16 protein-coding genes and 1 pseudogene are annotated in these 17,436 nt (G+C 50.8%); 14 read left to right on the top strand and 3 right to left on the bottom strand.

Annotated elements, in window-relative coordinates; translation table 11 throughout:
- Positions 1-89: 89 nt before the first annotated feature.
- Entirely contained in the window at positions 90-302 is a 213-nt protein-coding gene (locus BMZ40_RS09995; RefSeq protein ID WP_092374874.1) for a DUF4064 domain-containing protein, read from the top strand.
- 382 nt (positions 303-684) lie between these two features.
- Here the strand turns inward: BMZ40_RS09995 and BMZ40_RS09990 are convergent, their stop codons facing one another.
- Positions 685-2,049: a sigma 54-interacting transcriptional regulator gene (locus BMZ40_RS09990; RefSeq protein ID WP_092374872.1), complete on the bottom strand. Its 1,365-nt coding sequence runs from the start codon at positions 2,047-2,049 to the stop codon at positions 685-687.
- The gene (locus tag BMZ40_RS09985) at positions 2,033-3,814 is read right to left on the bottom strand and encodes an ATP-binding protein (RefSeq protein ID WP_245751077.1); all 1,782 of its coding nucleotides are present in this window, start codon (positions 3,812-3,814) and stop codon (positions 2,033-2,035) included. The genes BMZ40_RS09990 and BMZ40_RS09985 overlap by 17 nt, the downstream gene beginning before the upstream one ends.
- Positions 3,815-4,384: 570 nt before the next feature.
- On the opposite strand from BMZ40_RS09985, the gene BMZ40_RS09975 reads away from it, so the two are divergent.
- From BMZ40_RS09975 to BMZ40_RS09910, 12 genes are all read left to right on the top strand, one after another.
- A complete protein-coding gene (locus tag BMZ40_RS09975) occupies positions 4,385-4,759 on the top strand; it encodes a hypothetical protein (protein WP_092374868.1) in 375 nt (124 codons plus the stop codon).
- 96 nt (positions 4,760-4,855) lie between these two features.
- Complete coding sequence (locus tag BMZ40_RS09970; protein ID WP_092374866.1) at positions 4,856-5,386, top strand: periplasmic heavy metal sensor; 531 nt, start codon at positions 4,856-4,858, stop codon at positions 5,384-5,386.
- Between the two features lie 183 nt (positions 5,387-5,569).
- Positions 5,570-6,166, top strand: coding sequence for a hypothetical protein (locus BMZ40_RS19185; protein ID WP_143075589.1), 597 nt, complete (start codon positions 5,570-5,572; stop codon positions 6,164-6,166).
- A gap of 898 nt (positions 6,167-7,064) precedes the next feature.
- Positions 7,065-7,700: a periplasmic heavy metal sensor gene (locus tag BMZ40_RS09950; RefSeq protein ID WP_092374858.1), complete on the top strand. Its 636-nt coding sequence runs from the start codon at positions 7,065-7,067 to the stop codon at positions 7,698-7,700.
- Between the two features lie 366 nt (positions 7,701-8,066).
- Positions 8,067-8,486: an IS200/IS605 family transposase gene (gene tnpA / locus BMZ40_RS09945; protein WP_092374856.1), complete on the top strand. Its 420-nt coding sequence runs from the start codon at positions 8,067-8,069 to the stop codon at positions 8,484-8,486.
- A gap of 412 nt (positions 8,487-8,898) precedes the next feature.
- Positions 8,899-10,794, top strand: a complete 1,896-nt coding sequence (locus BMZ40_RS09940) for a heme lyase CcmF/NrfE family subunit (protein WP_092374854.1) — start codon at positions 8,899-8,901, stop codon at positions 10,792-10,794.
- Positions 10,787-11,356, top strand: coding sequence for a tetratricopeptide repeat protein (locus tag BMZ40_RS09935; RefSeq protein WP_092374852.1), 570 nt, complete (start codon positions 10,787-10,789; stop codon positions 11,354-11,356). Before BMZ40_RS09940 ends, BMZ40_RS09935 begins: the two co-directional genes overlap by 8 nt.
- A 15-nt stretch (positions 11,357-11,371) precedes the next feature.
- Positions 11,372-12,265 carry a UshA-like (seleno)protein family 2 gene (locus BMZ40_RS19585; protein ID WP_420705188.1) on the top strand — a complete coding sequence of 298 codons (894 nt, stop codon included), beginning with the start codon at positions 11,372-11,374 and terminating at the stop codon, positions 12,263-12,265.
- Between the two features lie 24 nt (positions 12,266-12,289).
- Positions 12,290-14,479 (top strand): heavy metal translocating P-type ATPase, encoded by a 2,190-nt coding sequence (locus tag BMZ40_RS09925; protein ID WP_177193102.1) that lies wholly within the window; start codon positions 12,290-12,292, stop codon positions 14,477-14,479.
- A gap of 39 nt (positions 14,480-14,518) precedes the next feature.
- The gene (locus BMZ40_RS09920) at positions 14,519-15,082 is read left to right on the top strand and encodes a M23 family metallopeptidase (protein ID WP_092374850.1); all 564 of its coding nucleotides are present in this window, start codon (positions 14,519-14,521) and stop codon (positions 15,080-15,082) included.
- A gap of 168 nt (positions 15,083-15,250) precedes the next feature.
- On the top strand, positions 15,251-15,409 hold the full coding sequence (locus BMZ40_RS09915; protein WP_092374848.1) for a TFIIB-type zinc ribbon-containing protein: 159 nt from the start codon (positions 15,251-15,253) through the stop codon (positions 15,407-15,409).
- Positions 15,410-16,134: 725 nt separating this feature from the next.
- Positions 16,135-16,824, top strand: coding sequence for an MCP four helix bundle domain-containing protein (locus BMZ40_RS09910; protein WP_092374846.1), 690 nt, complete (start codon positions 16,135-16,137; stop codon positions 16,822-16,824).
- 180 nt (positions 16,825-17,004) lie between these two features.
- On the opposite strand, the gene BMZ40_RS20100 is transcribed toward BMZ40_RS09910, so the two are convergent.
- A complete protein-coding gene (locus tag BMZ40_RS20100) occupies positions 17,005-17,145 on the bottom strand; it encodes a YnfA family protein (RefSeq protein WP_092374843.1) in 141 nt (46 codons plus the stop codon).
- A 118-nt stretch (positions 17,146-17,263) separates the two neighbouring features.
- On the opposite strand from BMZ40_RS20100, the pseudogene BMZ40_RS09900 reads away from it, so the two are divergent.
- Positions 17,264-17,416 (top strand): annotated as a pseudogene (locus tag BMZ40_RS09900) ((2Fe-2S)-binding protein); the annotation flags it as partial.
- Between the last annotated feature and the right edge of the window lie 20 nt (positions 17,417-17,436).

Genomic DNA, 17,436 nt, shown 5'->3' with positions numbered 1-17,436 from the left:
GGCATTATGCAGGAGGAAAGACCATATGAGTTGGGGACCTGCCATTGCGATCGCGATCGCAGTACTCGAAATTGTGAAGGAGACTCTCGATGACTGAAGAAATCATGCCCAGGGAGGACAGAATGGGGAAGATACTGACATTTATTGGCGGATGCTTGACCGGAGTTCTCGGCGTGTTTGCGGTGGCGGTGATGTCGGAAATGTCGTCAAACGCAACGTCGTCCGATGATTCAGAGCATGGTGGTGCTCAAGATGACAACCCTGCAGCCGCCGTTCATGATGTAGAGGTTGATATGAAGTAGCGGTTATGATGGGGATGGACGGCTAAGCCTCCATCCCTATTCAGGAGCGTTGTGTAAAGTGGATTTTCAACTATGGCCTATTGCGCCAAGAGAAGCGGCTCAACAATAATTTGGGTTACGTCGATATTTGCGGTGTCCTGCGGGTGCAGGACGTTAGTCTGGGCAACGACTGTGACTCAAGATGATCTTCTGCCTTTATCAACAGACTGCCCGTGTCTGCGACATCGCCTGGAGCAAGCGAAAGCTGTGGGGCTTAGGCGAAGGGGAACTTCCTGCATAGTCTCCTCTGGAGGAGAGCAACAGAAAAGACACTTACCAACATTTTTTTGCGTATTCTGAGGGTCACAGCAAATAATAAACGAATGGAGGTGTTGTTTTCTACTTAACGTTGCAGCTTTGCCAAGAGAGTCTTCCTGGTTATCCCAAGTTTTTTTGCTGCCTCAGTTTTATTTCCTTTCGTGATTTCTAAGGCGGCCAGAATAGCTTCTCTCTCAACTGCATTCAAAGGAAGAATATCTTCACTTTGGACAATCTTGGATGTTGCATTGTCATGACTTTCAAAGGATTGATCTATGCTCAACGGTAGTTCCCGCTCAGTCACATAATCACCCGGCATGAGCACAACAGCTCGCTCCACAGCGTTCTCCAGTTCTCGGATATTGCCGGGCCAGTCGTACTTGAGGAGCATGTCCATGGCCTGAGGCGTGAAGCCCTTGACAACTTTCCTGTTGGTATCCGCAAACTTGTACAGGAAATGCATGGCCAGGAGCGGGATGTCCTCTCTTCGATCTCGAAGTGGTGGGACGACGACCGCCATCACGTTCAGTCGGTAGTAAAGGTCTTGTCTAAAATTGCCCGCTTCGACCTCCGCCTTTAGATCCCGGTTCGTCGCCGCCACAATCCGTACGTCCACCTGGATGGTCTGATCGTTACCCACGCGCTGGATTTCCCGGGACTGTATCGCCCGCAGGAGCTTGACCTGCATGGCAGGGGAGATCTCACCGATCTCATCGAGGAAGATGGTACCCTTGTTGGCATGCATAAAGCGCCCCTCCCGCCGCTTATCGGCACCGGTGAAGGCCCCCTTCTCATGCCCAAACAACTCTGATTCCAATAATGTTTCGCTTAGGGCCGCGCAATTGACGGTGACGAGAGGACCATTTTTGCGAGAACTGTTGAAATGGATGGATTTAGCGATAAGTTCCTTGCCCGTACCGGACTCGCCGTTAATGAGTACTGTAGCTTCACTTGGCGCGATCATGGCCACCATATCCATGAGTCGTCGTATGGCTTCACTCCGGCCGACGATATTTCCGGGGTCGAAAGAAGAAACCAAGCGCTCCTTAAGTTCCTGATTCTCGGCCTTCAGGGAAACATGCTCCAAGGCCCGTTCCATGGTCAGTCGGAGCATGTCAAAGTCGAGAGGCTTGGTCAGATAGTCATAGGCCCCGGCTTTGATCGCCTCGACTGCGGACTCTACGTTTGAGTAGGCCGTCATGATGATGATTGGGATGGAAGGATTGTACGACTTGATCTCCTTGAGGGCTTCGATTCCGCCCATTACGGCCATACGGACATCCATGAGGATCAGGTCAAAGGGTTTTTCCTTAGCTAGTTCCACGGCTCTTGATCCGTCATCGACCCCCTCCAATTTATACCCCCAACCTTTGATGAGAGCCTGAAGGATGGTTCGGTGGCTCTCATCATCATCTACGACGAGAACGGTCGTTTCATGTCTGGCGGCCATGTATTTCTCCTTTTCTTCTCTGAGTAGGTATCAAGATGCTGAACGCAGTGCCCTTGCCAGCAGCGCTCCTGACTTTGATCTCTCCCTGGTGCGACTCGATTACCTTGTGGACTATGGCAAGGCCAAGGCCGGTGCCCGAGGATTTCGTGGTGAAATATGGGTTGAATATGCTTCCAAGGCTTTCTGACGGGATGCCCTTACCTGAGTCCTCTATTTCGATGCGGATTTCGTTCACGCCAGCAGTGGATGCTCGAACAGCAAGTATTCCACCGTTTTCCATAGCTTGGACTGCGTTCAGGTAGAGATTGAGCAATGCCTGCGTGAAACGATCAGGATCAATCTCAGCGTTGGGGAGTTGTTCGTCCCGGGTAAATTCTACTCGAATTCTTTTGGCATTAGCATCTTGGCGGATGAGGCGAAGTGAGTGTTCAATGATGTCATTTACATTTGTCGGGCGGGTCTTCAGGTCGGAAGGCTTGGCGAACTCCAGCAGTTCAGTGATGACTCTGTTCAAACGGTCCACTTCCTTGGTCATGACTGCAACAAGTTTCCGTCCTTCGCTGCCTTCTTCGCAGTGACCTTCAAAATATTTAGCGAATCCTTTGATTGATGATAGCGGATTCCTGATTTCGTGAGCAATGCCAGCCGCGAGACTGCCCAATGCAGCAAGTTTCTCCTTGCGGCGCACCTCCTCCTGGAGCCGTTTAACTTCTCCAAGATCTCTGAGGATCAAGATGTTTCCGAGAAAGTCTCCCATTTCGTTGGTGATCTTTGCGGCGCTCACACTCAATGGTATGGCCTTGCTGTCAACGGCGCACTCGATTTCACGCTCAATGATCGCTTCTCCGCTATCGATGACATCATTCAGATTGCACAAGTTCGCCGGCAGTATGTCATCAGGCAGTTTGCCCGACACGAGGGACGCTTCAAGCCCGAATATTTTTTCTGCTGCCCCATTCACGACTGCCACGCGTCCATCGCTTCCAGTAGTGATGAGACCGACTGGAAGATTTTTGATAATCTCTGATGAGAATGCTTGAGTGTTTTGGAGTTGTCTCCTGGATAGGCGGTAGCTTTGTGCCCCGAAAAGCATCATGACGCCACCGATTCCAAGTAGGAGAAGAACGGAGGAAAGAACTACAGTATTACGGAAGTCCTCGGCTTGGGCCTCCTCGAATGGTGTAACATCGAAGCCGGCGAAGATGATTTGTCGGGCCGGACTGGGTGTACCTCCTCCTTGCCCCCAATCGCACCAATCTTGTCCGCCCATTCCACCGCTATGGTCAAGCACAGGTCGCCCAGCCATAGGCGCAAAGTTGCGATAGACTTCAAAGACTCGCTGTTTGTTGGAACCGTCCTCAATCCGCCATTTTTCAACGGTGTTCACTTCCAGGGACTGAATCTTCTGCCGATCATACAATTTTTCCCCAATCTTGGTCTGATCGCTGTGAGCAAGGATCATCCCATTCTCGTCGGTCACTGCCATGTAAAGGATACTGGCTTGGCCTGCGGTCTCGTGGAGAAGAATTTGAAGTTGGCGTCCACTCCAGTGCATACCCATGCCAGTCCTAGCTGCCGACTCAAAGGCTCTTATTATGGTCGCTCCCTTTTCCATTAACGTCTGGGAAGTCAAAGCCTTTTCCCGGTGGGTGTTCCGAACGGCCATGACAACGACTATTGCGGTCATGATTCCGGCCGCTCCGATGATAAGCCAGGGGGGGATTTTCATCCAGGAACGTTGTCTATCCAAGGATTTCTTCATCATTTCCAACCTCTTTAATCTGAAGGGCCTGTGCTGGTGGTTAGCATTTGAAACAAACATATTCTGCGCGTAAAAAGTACGCGCCACTTCACTGTTTGGCGAGTAAAATTTACACTGAATTAGTCTTGGGTTCCATTAATCGCTTTTCCAATAGCTAAAATAATCATTAATTTTGCATTGTTATTCTCAAGTCCGCCGTTTTGGCACGCCTGTTGCTTATAGCAAGATAACGAGGGCGAGTCTGGCGGTGGCTAAAGCCCATGAGCAAAAGGAGGTCAATTTATGTGGGGTTGCGAATATTTTCACTCTTCTCAATGGGGCAGCTTCAGTGCTCACTGGATATTTGGTGGGTTTTTAACGGTAATAGTATTGTTGCTACTGGGAATATTTCTACGGGGATTGTTAAAATCAAGCAGAACTCGATTTAACGATAGGGACGACTCTTTGCAGATCATAAAATATCGTTTGGCCAAGGGAGATATTACGCACGAGACATATCTCGAAATGAAAAAAATTATTAACCAGTCATAATCGTTTTAAAATAAAAAAATCAACATCAATTTGGAGGTTATTATGTTTAGCAAGATCGTAAATCGTGTTTCTGTCAGTTTGGCTGCTGTGCTTGTCGTTGGAGCTATGGTTGTTGCAAGTGCAGACACAGCTCGCGCACAGGATTCTGCGAATAAGCAGGCCGCGAATGCAGTGACGAGTCAGGCAGCGTATGGTCAGCCTAGCAATAACAACTACCCTCAGCCCATGACGGGTGCAGGGTACACCCAGACAGGCCAGCATGGCTATGGTCATGGTGGAGGAAATGGAATGTTTTGTCCCACGATGGGAGGCATGAACCATGGTGGCGGCATGACGGGCAACGTGAACCATGGTGGCGGCATGATGGGCAACATGGGCCACGGTGGAGGTATGATGGGTGGTTGGAACCGTTACTAGGTCATCCCGCTCTCTAAAGTGAGTCCTAAATTTGAATCTATAACCCCCGATGTCGCCTGCTTTGGAGGCATCGGGGCAAAAGAAAGGAGTACGACAATGAAACGCACCATAATTATCGCCTTGATGGCTGCTTTTTTGATGGCTTCCGGACTTTCCACGGGCGCGTTCGCCCAAGGCATGGGTCACATGGGGATGGGCATGGGGAATTCACAACTGTCGGTTGAACAGCAGGCAGTTTTGCAGAAAATCTACCAGGAACAAGGGCAAGCTATCTCTAATCTTAGTCAGCAACTCATGGACAAGCAGTATGAACTGAACGCCCAGCTTGCAAGTCCGAATACCGATGAAAAGCGAACTCAGGTTCTGGCAAAGGAAATCACCGACCTCAACGGCAAGATTCTTGAGGCACGTATTAGCTTGCAAAGACAGCTTGCCAAGGAAGGCTTGCCCGCCTCTGCTGGTTTCGTCTGCCCCATGACCGGTGGCACAACAGGCCATAGCGGGGGGGCTGGAATGCCTATGGGCTGCCCTATGATGCACGGAGGGATGGGCATGATGGGTGGCGGAATGCAGCATGGTGGGATGATGAATGGCTGTATGGGCATGAGCAACGGAATGCATTACTGATATTGCCCGGCTTATAAGAATAAGCTGAATGCTAAATTAATGCACTATAATGTCTTTAATGTTTAAACTATGCACAATATCTCTGTTAGAAATAAAATTTAATGTAGATATTGTGCATAATTATTACCTATATAAACATTGAGCACAAGAAATGAACATTTTAACAGATAAAATGGAGAATGTGTGCCGAAAAAACATAGTATTGCAATTTTTGCATTTGGGACATTGCTTTTTTTCTCTCTGAATGGGGTAAAATCTGGAGATGCGTCCGAATTCAAAGGATCTTTAGATACAAACCAGGACGGTATTGTGTCCACAAAAGAGTTTGGCACAGCTTATCCAGGATATGAAAACTCGGATATCAATATGGACGGAGTCGTTGATCATGCTGAGATGGAAGCTGTCCATGCTGAACATGGCATTGGCAATGGATATGGTCACGTAGATGCCGACAAAGACGGGGTTATGGATCATAATGAGATCGAATCTCAGCATACCGCTGGATTGGGCAAGGATGCCTCTAAAACTACCCACGCAGGTAAAAGCGGCTCTGCTGGCGGTGGTAGCCACGGTAGCGAAATAAGCGGCATGGGTGGCTACAGTGACAGAGGTAAGAATGGCGATAGTGAAAACGGTCGAGGTGGTAGTAGTGGGGGAAGCGGCAATGGCGGAGGCGGTGGCCACGAAGGTGGAGGCGGCAATGGCGGAGGCGGTGGCCACGAAGGCGGCGGCGGCAATGACGGTGGCGGTGGCCACGAAGGTGGAGGCGGAAGAGAATAGCACCGTTTCACATCTGCGACAAACACTCTCCTGTTAGATGTCCCGAACAAACTTGAAAATAGGTATGATTGGACTCCAAATCCCCGCATGTCCACGTTGGCGTGCGGGGTTGTCCTTTCAAAAGCCGGCAGCCAGAAGCCTAAAGCAATAACTGCCAAGATTGAATGACTCACCGGGTTCAAACACGAGCTTCTGTCATTTAAGTGTGAAGGGATAAATCAGTGTAGGCTTGAGCACCGTGAACACGGACACGGCAAGCCCCAGAATGACCGTCAAGCCTGCCACCAGCCACGGATTTATCCGGGGCTTCGTTTTTATTCCGCCATGGTGTTCATGGTAATCCTCTCGCCTACGACATGTAACTGTTTTACCCATGTCGTCCAGATTTTCGCCACAAAATTACTCGCTCTGCTGGACATCGCTTTGCCTAATTTGCAGTACAAAACATATAAAACACATTATATCGGATTGTTATGTGCAAGAGACATTCATGGCACGCCTCTTGTAAATAAAGATCCAACTGACAACGAGAAACACAACGGAGGATAGGTCATGTGGAATTGTGGGACACTCCCTGGACTTGGCCTTGGCGGATGGATAATGGGGCACTCCCCCCTATGGGGAATCTTACTCCTGGTGGGCTTGGGAATGCTCATATGCGCAAAATTGTGGAACCGACGCGGAGGAAACCCTTCAGCGGACAGATCGGACTCCATGCAAATTTTGAAAATTCGCCTGGCCAGGGGCGAAATTAACATGGAGGAATACAACAACTTGAGATCCATGCTTTAGACCACACACGGCGCAGACTGCCTTGCACGCTCATCAATGCCAACTTCGCCTTGCCCGATTGCGGCCAAGGCGAAAAAATCAAATTAACCTCAAAAGGAGAACAATCATGAAAACGTATCGTAACGCTATTGCCCTGACTTTGACCTTGGCTTTTGTAACCATCTTCACCGGCCTTGCAAGTGGGCAGGGACATGGAATGATGGGTGGAGGAATGATGGGAATGAGCCCGGCACAACAGGCTACCATGCAAAAGATGCACGCAAACTTCTCTGCCGCGACAGCAGACCTGAACAAGCAACTTTTAGCCAAGGAATCCGAACTCAATGCCCAACTTTACAGCGGAAAGACCGATGACAAAAAGGTCGAAGCCTTGACCACGGAAATCAATGCCTTACGCGCCAATTTGTACACAGAACAAGTCAAACTGAACAAGCAGATGGCCAAGGAGGGTATTATGCCCATGGGTAACTGTCCGATGATGAACGGTGGAATGCAGCAAGGCGGAATGGGTATGATGGGTGGCGGAATGCAGCAAGGCGGAATGGGTATGATGGGTGGTGGAATGCAGCAAGGCGGAATGGGTATGATGGGTGGCGGAATGCAGCAAGGCGGAATGGGTATGATGGGTGGCGGAATGCAGCAAGGCGGAATGGGTATGATGGGTAACGGAATGCAGCCTGGAAACGGCACTATTAACCATACCCCCACTGGCCACGGAGGCAACGCCCCTGTCAATCAGTAACCTTGCCACACCGATATCAGCGCATTGAAACCAGCAATCCCTTTCCCCGCATGGACACGAGTTCGTGCGGGGATGTTTTTTTAAAGGCAGTCTGAAGCCCAAAGCAATAACTGCTCAAGATGGAATGATTCACCGAGTTCCAACACGAGCTTCTGTCATTTAAGTGTGAGGGGGATAAATTAGTGTAGGCTTGTGCAGACTAATGTGAACCCTTGTGCAAGACGGCGTCTTTTTTGTTTTTTATTTATTGACAGTATAGAAAACCAGGCCCTCTGGGCCTGGTCAGAGTTCAACGGCTATGCCAGTTGAACGTCCCATGGTATCTCCGAAGTTCCGTTGTCCCCACAACTGAACAAGGAGAACACCATGGGCCGCTTTTTCAAGCTATCTCACACGATATGGTATTGCCAATATCATATCGTCTGGACCCCCAAATATCGGTTTCGGATATTGGGAGGAGCGGTTGGAGTTGAGGCAGATCGGTGCATTCGTGCTTTTTGTGAACACCAAGGCTGCCAGCTATTGGAACTCAACGTCCAGCCAGATCATGTGCATCTGTTAACCTATGTTCCGCCGAAGGTGTGTATTTCCAACTTTGTCGGGACTGTCAAAGGGCGAACGGCCATACGGATATTCAACAAATTCCGGGAACTGAAGCGTAAGCCCTATTGGGGTAATCATTTTTGGGCACGTGGTTACTGTGTCGATACCGTCGGTTTAGATGCTGATAAAATTCGAAAGTATGTAAAATATCAAGAAGAACAAGAACGTAAACTTGAGAGATAGTGTCTCGAAGGGGACAGCGGCAACCTTGCCTCCTTTGGGGGCAAGGCAGTTATACCCCTTCTAGGGGTTATCCCAAGTCCTGGCCCTCTGGGCCAGGATTCTTTAAAATATTCTCATTAATTTCAGTATTTTTATGCTGGCCCAAGATTTGCTTTTGTAGGGTCTCTGTCCGGTATCCCAGTGATGGGACAGAAGAACAAAATCGTTGCGGATGGCTGAAATGCGCAAGAATCACGAGTGGGGGAAAAAAATAATGTGGGCACTCATCAATTCTGCCTTGAGCACTGCCGTGCAGCCAACTGAAGAAAAAAACAGTAAGATTTCATGACGACGGCTCTGTTCAAAAAGGCGAAACACATTGCGCTCGCCATTACTCTATCCGGGGCTTCGGCCTCGTTTTTACGGAGGTTAGATGTATCTCTTTGCTCACGGAGCGATGCTCTTTGCGTTGCTTCTTTCGATTTTGGGTGCCGGACTCGCTTGTATCGAGGCATGGACAGAGCGTGGTAAGGCTTTGCCCTGGCTGGAGCGGCTGAATATGTCGTCAGTCATCCTGGTGGCTTTCGCGTCCGCTATTCTTCTCCGAGCGCTGGTGAGCAGAGACTTCACCTTATCTTACGTCACTCAATACACGGACAGCACCCTGCCGCTATTTTATGCCATCACCGCTTTTTGGGCGGGCCAAGCCGGGTCACTGCTCTTCTGGGCGCTGGTGATGGGCGCGGCAAGCGTACTTTTTCTGTTCTCAAACACGTACCAAAAACTCGATCCCAAGACGAAGCTGTACTTCTGGATGTTTTTCCTGCCGGTGCAGGCATTTTTCCTTCTGCTTCTCACCGGCCCGAGCAGCCCTTTTGTCACACTTGTCACGCCACCAGTCGATGGGCAAGGCCTCAATCCGCTCCTGCGAAACTTCGGCATGGTACTCCACCCTCCGCTGCTTTTCATTGGGTATGCGGGATTCACCATTCCAGCCTGTCTGGCTCTAGCCTCCACAATGACCGGAGAACGCAGATTATGGGTGGAAGGAGCTCATAACTGGAATGTCGCTTCTTGGTCGCTACTCACCTCCGGTATTCTTCTGGGTGGCTGGTGGGCATATATGGAGCTGGGTTGGGGCGGATACTGGGCCTGGGATCCGGTTGAAAACGCGTCACTGATCCCTTGGTTTTCGGCCACGGCATTTCTTCACACGTCCATCATTGAGCGACGTTTCGGAGCCTTGCCACGCACGAACGTATTCCTTGCTTGCCTGACCCTGCTCCTGTGTATTTTCGCCACATATCTGGTTCGTAGCGGCGTGGTCGAATCCCTGCATGCCTTTGGCGAGGGAGGAGTGGCGCTGCCCCTTATTTTGGCCATTTCTTTCGGGATGCTCGTGAGCGTGGCTGTAGCTTTGGCGCGACCGGCAGGGGAAGGCTCCTCTCTTCCTAATCTGGATAGCAAGCAAGGGATGGTTGTGTTATTGGTATGGCTACTGATGGTCTTGGGTGCCATTGTTCTCATGGGTACACTTTGGCCAGTGATCAGCCAGTTGTGGGAAACTAATCCTGTTGGGGTTAATCAAGGCTTTTATAACACAATTTGTTTGCCGCTGTTCACAGCCATGGCCATGCTACTAGCCCTTGCCCCCTGGCTTGGCTGGAAGGGTGGCTTTTGGAAACCAAAGGTCGCCATGATCCCGGTTGCTGCCTGGATATGCGTTTTCGTCATCGGGCTCTGGCTGGGAGTCAGGCCGTTACTGGCTGTAACGGCGGTCGGAGCGGCCGTGGCAGTGGCTGTATCCGTAGTCTTGTTGGCCGTCCTTCAGCCCAAAGCCTTTCGCTCACGTGCGTTCCTGTCCAGCCACGGATCTCACTTGCTTTTCGCTGTACTCGTGCTGGGCGTGGCTGTCTCGGGGCCATTCCAGAAAACCCACGAAGTACCCCTCTCGCCAGGTGAAAATTTCTCATTCGGCGGATACTTGTTCGAATACACGAAACTCCGAACAGAGAAAAAACCCGAACTGGCTATCGAAGAGGCGGTAATCACAGTCAGCAAAGACGGAAAACGCTTAGGCGAACTGACCCCGCAACGGCGTTTGTACCGCAACTACGATCATCCCAACAGCGAGGTCTCAACCCTTTTCAGCTTGGGAGACGAACTTTACGCCACAATCCACGATATCGAAGGCGAGCGCGTACAGCCACTCAAAGTGAGCATCAACCCCATGGTGAACTGGGTATGGATCGGAAGCTTAGGCGTTACTCTTTTACCACTGCTGGCGTGGCGCACTCGCAGAGCGCAGGGAGATCATTCCGATGAATAACGTGTCCACATATGCTGAATTTCCAATACGAAAAATAGTCGTGGCGATGATGGGCGCAGCTATCATTGCGATTTTTTTGACCGCATTTTTTACAGGTGCAAACGCCCCTTTTGAACACCAGGCTGGGCAGAAGAAAACCGGCCAATCTGACGAAATGTCAGAACTGGCTCCTCTCATGGCCAGAATCAAGGCAAACCCTCAAGACGCGGATGCCCTCATCGGTTTGGCCGAAATCTTCAGCCGTTCCAAAGATTGGCAAAAATCCGAACATTTTTGGTCAAAGGTGGTCGAACTTGATCCGAAAAATATTGGAGCACATTACCACCGAGGGTTTACGCTGATTCAACTCGAACGATATGCGGAGGCGATAGCCGAGTATGAGTTTATTTTACAGGCCCAGCCTGAATCGCCCCAAGCCCTTTATTACCTCGGTGCGATTAACAAGTACGGACTTCAGAAACCGGACGAAGCGAAAAAATTCTTTCAGCAGGCCTTAGCCCTAAAACCAGAAGACCGGGAATTGGTTATGGCGATCGAAAACGAGCTTGCGGAGACTAAGTAGCCAAGGAGCATATCAATGACTCGTATTCTCTTTCTTTTCTTTGCTCTGTGCGCTCTGCTACCCGCAGAGGCCCATACCGCCGGGCAGGCTCTCGAAATATACTACACAGCCAACACCTCTGGGTATTTTGACCCGTGCCCCGACTGAGGCGGTAAACTCATTGGCGGGTTGGCCCGGCGGGCCACCCTCATTGCCTCGAAGAAAAAAGAAGGCGAAGCCGAGACGGTTCGACTTTTTCTGGCTGGTCCTTATGAATTGTCCAGTATCGACCAAAAATTGAACCCTGCGGCCAAGTCCCCAGGAATTATTGGGCAAGCCTATGACGCTCTGGAGTACGACGCCATGATGCTCACGCCAGCGGACGTTGCTGTGCTGGGGCAGGATATGCCCGTAGCACTCAAAACTTGGATGATACCTCCCGGCACGGTGGTGAGCAAAATCATTGAGCGTAAGAACATGCGCATTGGGCTGGTGTATTTCCCAGTACTCGCGACTCCTGAAACAGCACCTTCCGTTGCTGACATGGAGGCAGTCAGAAAAGAGGCTCTCACGATGCGCTCTGCCGTGGACGTGATTATTGGTATTAGTCCCTGGGGTGCACAGGCTGAGCAGGCGTTTTTAGACAAGTTCAATGGAACTTCGGAACCTTTGGATGTTTTACTTGGAGGCGGATTGGGACCTGGAAATCGAGGAATCCTGGCACCTGACAGCGCCACAGCGTGGGTGCGTCCCTTCCCCAAGGGCAAGTATGTGAGCTTGGTTCGGCTGGAAAATATAATGAGTCGGCAGTCGGAGTCAGCCAGAAACCATGAGCCGGAGGTGCGTTTTGACGTAGTCATTCTGGACGAAAAGATACCCGTTGATCTTGCCATGGACAACCTGCTGACCCCAGCGCGTGTCGGGAACTGACGATCAGGAATCAGGAGTTTTCGAATGCAAAAAACGACATTCGTCATCAAGGATATGGACTGCTCCGAAGAGGTTGCGGTCCTTAAAAAGGTGCTGCTGCCTTTCGTGGGACAGGAATCCCGGCTGGAATTCGATCTGCTCGGCCGCAAACTGCACGTGGACCTCTCCGGCCTGCTCGTAAACGCAGAGAACGTGGCGGAGGCCATCAATGCGACGGGAATGAAAGCCGAACTCTTTGTGGACGCGCTGCCGTCCTGCGCATGCTGCGGCGGCACGTGCCCCGCCAGGGGAAGCCTCTGGGAACGCCGTGGGCGTGAGCTGCTCTGCGTGGTCAGCGGGCTGCTCTGGGCGGGCGGGCTGGCCATTATGATGACCGAGCACGGCTCCATCCTCGCCGCCTTCAAGGCAAGCGGCGCAGCACCCGTCGCCGCCAAGCTCCTCTGGATTCTGGCGGCGCTCGGCGGCGTATGGCACGTGCTGCCCAAGGCGATCCGTTCGCTTCGCGCGCTGCGCCCGGACATGAATCTGCTCATGGTGCTGGCCGTGTGTGGAGCCATGGCTATCGGCGAGTACTCCGAAGGGGCCTCCGTGGCCTTCCTCTTCGCCCTGGCCAATCAACTCGAGGCCTGGAGCATCGGGCGAGCGCGAAATGCCATCCAGGCCCTCATGAGTCTGGCCCCGGAGAAAGCGCTTGTTTTTTCTCCGTTGTCTGCCTCTCCGGTTGAAACCCCGGTGCAGGATGTCCCCACCGGTTCACGTGTCCTGATTCGGCCCGGTGATCGTGTCCCTTTGGATGGCGTCGTGCTCTCCGGCATATCGGCCGTGGACCAGTCACCCATAACGGGCGAATCCATGCCGGTGACGAAAACGCTCGGTGACGTGGTCTACGCGGGCACCATCAACGCCGATGGCGCGCTGGAGGTGGAGACCACCAAGCTGTCGTCCGAATCCACCCTGGCCAGGATCATGCGCATGGTGGAGCAAGCTCAGTCCCGGCGCGCCAAGGCCGTGCAATGGGTGGAAAAATTCGCAGCCGTATACACGCCGATGATGGTCGCAGTGGCCATCCTGTTCGCAGTGGTCCCCCCCATTTTTTTTGGCGGAGCCTGGGACAAATGGTTTTATGAAGCGCTGGTCATTCTGGTGATCTCCTGTCCGTGCGCCCTGGTGATCTCCACACCGGTGAGCATCGTCGCAGCGCTGGCTTCGGCGGCCCGAAACGGCGTGCTGGTCAAGGGAGGAGTATTTCTGGAAGTGCCCGCCACCCTGAACGCCATCGCCCTGGACAAAACCGGCACGCTCACCCACGGCAGGCCTTCCGTGACCGAGGTGACGGCATTCAGCGGCATTTCCGAATCAGAACTGCTGGGCGTGGCCGCCGCCCTGGAATCACGCAGCAGCCACCCCGTGGGCCAGGCCATCATGCGGCATGCCTCTTCCATTGAAGCCCCTCTGGTGCATGTTGAAGATGCGCAGGCCAGACCTGGCCTGGGAGCGCAGGGGCGCATCCGGGAGACCACGTATTTCATCGGCAATCCGCGTTTTCTAGCCGAGACAGGGCTCGTTGCCAGAACAGACGAGCTTGAGCAGGCCATCGACCGCCATGCTCAGTCTGCTGGAACATTCGTACTGGTCTGGACTGAAGAGAAGGTGCTGGGCTGTCTCACAGTAGAGGATAGGGTGCGCTCCCAATCCAGGGACGCCCTGAAAGAACTCGCCCTGCTCGGCGTGGACACGATTGTCATGCTTACCGGTGACAACGACAAAACCGCAGCAAAGATTGCCGCTGAAACCGGGGTGACGCAGTACAGGTCCGATCTTATGCCGGAGGACAAGACCCGGGTGGTGACGGAGTTGGTGGCGTCCGGCAAACTGGTCGGGATGGTCGGCGATGGCGTTAACGACGCCCCGGCGCTGGCGGCCTCGCATCTGGGCATCGCCATGGGGTCAATCGGCACGGATGTAGCCATTGAAACCGCCGACGTGGCACTCATGTCCGACGATCTTTCCAAGCTGCCCTGGCTCATCCGGCATTCGCGCCGGACGATGGGGACAATCAAGGCGAACATCTGGTTCGCACTGGGCGTTAAGGCCGTATTTCTCCTGTTGGCGGTTTTTCAAATGGCCACGCTATGGACCGCGATCCTAGCGGACCTGGGATCGTCACTTTTGGTTATCTTCAATGGTTTGCGTCTGTTACAAATCAAGCGATAGCAAATCAACACACCGATTATAGTAGCTGAAGGAGAATTCGTGGTGAATCAAGGCCCCACACGCCTCGTTGCTCAGAACCGTTTAAAACGGATTGTGTTCTATTCAATTTTGTTTCTGATTGTTAGCGTGCTGACTTTGGAAGCCATCCCAAGCAACGCAGACACGGGAATTCCCATGACTGACGGACGGCTTCACAAACCGGTAAAACCTAAACGCAAGCTCGCGGCCTCTTCTAAATTTGGAATCCGGCGCGATCCAATCAACAAGCGAAAGACTTTTCACAAAGGTATCGATATTTCTCGCCCGGCTGGTACAGAGGTACTGGCCTGGTCAGATGGAGTTGTGGTCAAGGCAGGTTGGGTGGAGGATTACGGACAAACGGTAGACATTCTCCACGCAAATGGCGTGAAAAGCCGTTATGCCCACCTTCGAACTATTTTCGTCCGCAAGGGGCAACAAATTCGTGGAGGACTGGTTCTAGGTCAAGTGGGGCGAACAGGGCGTACCACTGGGGCTAACCTTCACTTTGAAATCAGGGTGAAGGGCAAATTATCTGACCCAACAAAAATAATCTCCGACACATCAAAGATTGTTGCAGGCTAAAGAGTTATAATGCGCCGAGATCAGACTGATCTTATGTTGCCTCAAACAGAGTGATATTGGATGCGATGCGGGCCAGACATCTCCTATTCTTGTAGGGATGTTTTTCCAGACTTTGTCACAACAACACTGAAGTTAAAAATCCATTCAACATTAAGAGGAGAGTAAAGTATGAACTGTCCAATTTGCAATAATGTCAACTTAATTATGTCCGAACGGCAAGGAATTGAAATTGATTATTGTCCACAATGTCGAAGAGTTTGGTTGGATAGAGGGGAACTGGACAAAATTATTGAAAGATCTGTGGTAGTGCCTACGCAAAAAAAATGAAAAACCATCGCTAGCATATCAATCCATGCCTACTTATGGTCATCAACCGCATAACCACGACGGTCGTCACAAAAAGAAGCGCGAAGGTTTTTTGTCGGAAATATTTGATTTTGACTAAGGAATCTCGACTTTCGGGGTTGTTTTTACAGTCGCTAAAACGGAAATCTATCTGAAATAAATAAAAAATCCCCAGAAATTGGCCAGGAAGACCCGCTCCTAGGGAGGTAGATCTGCCAATTTCTGGCTCCGCTTCTCGGACCTGACCTACTCGGCGGCGCATCGGTGAAGGCGGCGTGCGCAAAATTTTCGAAGTCTCATGGCCTGCGCAGCGTTCAACTTCATCCGGATACTATTTTTTGTGCCTCAAGTTGTTTGGGCGCGTTTTTCAACCCAAAGTTCGGCCGGTATAGGATTGTGTCTGACGGGGCGTTTTTAGAGTTTTTCAGGACTGGCTAAGTATATGCGTGCACTTTTCTAAAAATCTACAATTATGACGTGCTATAAAAGCGAGTTGAAATCGTCCACGCCTTCGAGCGGGGTTTATATATACATACCGGGATCATAGGCCATGATCCCGGTATCCTTAATGTACGCAGCATGGCTACTCCATGCTTGGGCACTGAATGGTTGCACGTCTCACTTTGGAATGTCTCCGAGTCTTTTAGAGTAAAAATGTGATATTTTTCTAACTGTATGGTTTTGCTTGAAAGATAATTACAATAATAATGCTTGAAAATATAAAAATTAGTACGCGGATGATTTTAAGTTATGGAGTGATAACCATACTCATGGTTGGTATTGGACTTTACAGTTCACTAGCTCTACATGCAGGCAAAAGTAATATTAATGACATTACAAAACTTATTTTTCAAATTACGCAAGTAAATAATATTATTAATAATGTTAGTATCGTCGCTAGTGAGTTCATAACTATCATTATTGATCCTGATAAAAGTCTAAAGGAAAATGAATTACAGCGTATAGCTGTCTATCGAAAGAATGAAAATAAACTTTTTGCGATATTGATAAAGAAAGTTTCAGATGAAAAGGGCGTGGCGCTAGTCAAAGCAGCTGCGGAATTGAGAAACACATACGTCCAAGTTTCGGATAAATTCATAGGGTTGGTTACGGAAGGACAAATTCAGGATGCCCTCCAATTGATGTTTGGGGAAATGCGCCAAGCCCAGAGCGCATATCTGCAATCGTTGGACGACTTGGTCACGGTCATGGAAGAGAGATCTCTGGCTGCTTCTGTTCATGCCGACAAGCAGGCCAGCGCTGCGGAAATATATATTCTTATCCTTCTTGGCGGTTTCGTGATCGTGAGCGTTCTCATCTCCTTTTTCACGATTCGCTCTATCACCGGTTCCGTAGACAAAGACCTCGCTCTTCGTTGCAGTCATGGCCCTGGATGACTTCAAACAGGCTCGATATCAATCAGAAGGATGACGCTGGGTACACTCCCGCCTCTCTCAATTTTATGGGGGACGCAACTAAGTTGGATGGGTTCTTGTCGCTTCGTATCCGGTTTTGAACCCCGGTTCCGTCCACTGTCCACAAACCTGGAATTGAATTGGGTGTCATTTCGGAATCGGTCATCCTCCCCGGGGCGCGAACATAATGATTCCCATGCCGAGCAGTGTCACCGCCGCACCAACAAAGTCCCAAACATGTGGACGTACCCCGTCCACCAGCCACAGCCACGCCAGGGCGACTGTGACTGGGCACCCTAACAGCGTGTTGAAAAATTCCTTCCGACGTCAGAGCCAAAAATTGACATCGCCGTCATCCTGGCCGTAATCAATTCAGAGAAAATCATGCATTCATCGGAAAATTTCTTTAAGGAGTTTGATTATGTCAGAACTCGTATGCTATTGTTTTGGCTATACATCCGACGATATTGAGCAGGATGTTATTCAAAACGGAAAATCTACAATTTTTGAACGTATCATGAACGAAAAAAAGGCTGGTGGGTGCCAGTGTGCTGAAAAGAATCCGAAAGGTCGCTGATGTCTTTCAGACGTTCG

It is taken from the genome of Desulfomicrobium apsheronum, assembly GCF_900114115.1.
Classification (GTDB): Bacteria; Desulfobacterota; Desulfovibrionia; order Desulfovibrionales; family Desulfomicrobiaceae; genus Desulfomicrobium; species Desulfomicrobium apsheronum.
This window is presented reverse-complemented; position numbering and strand designations above follow the sequence as displayed.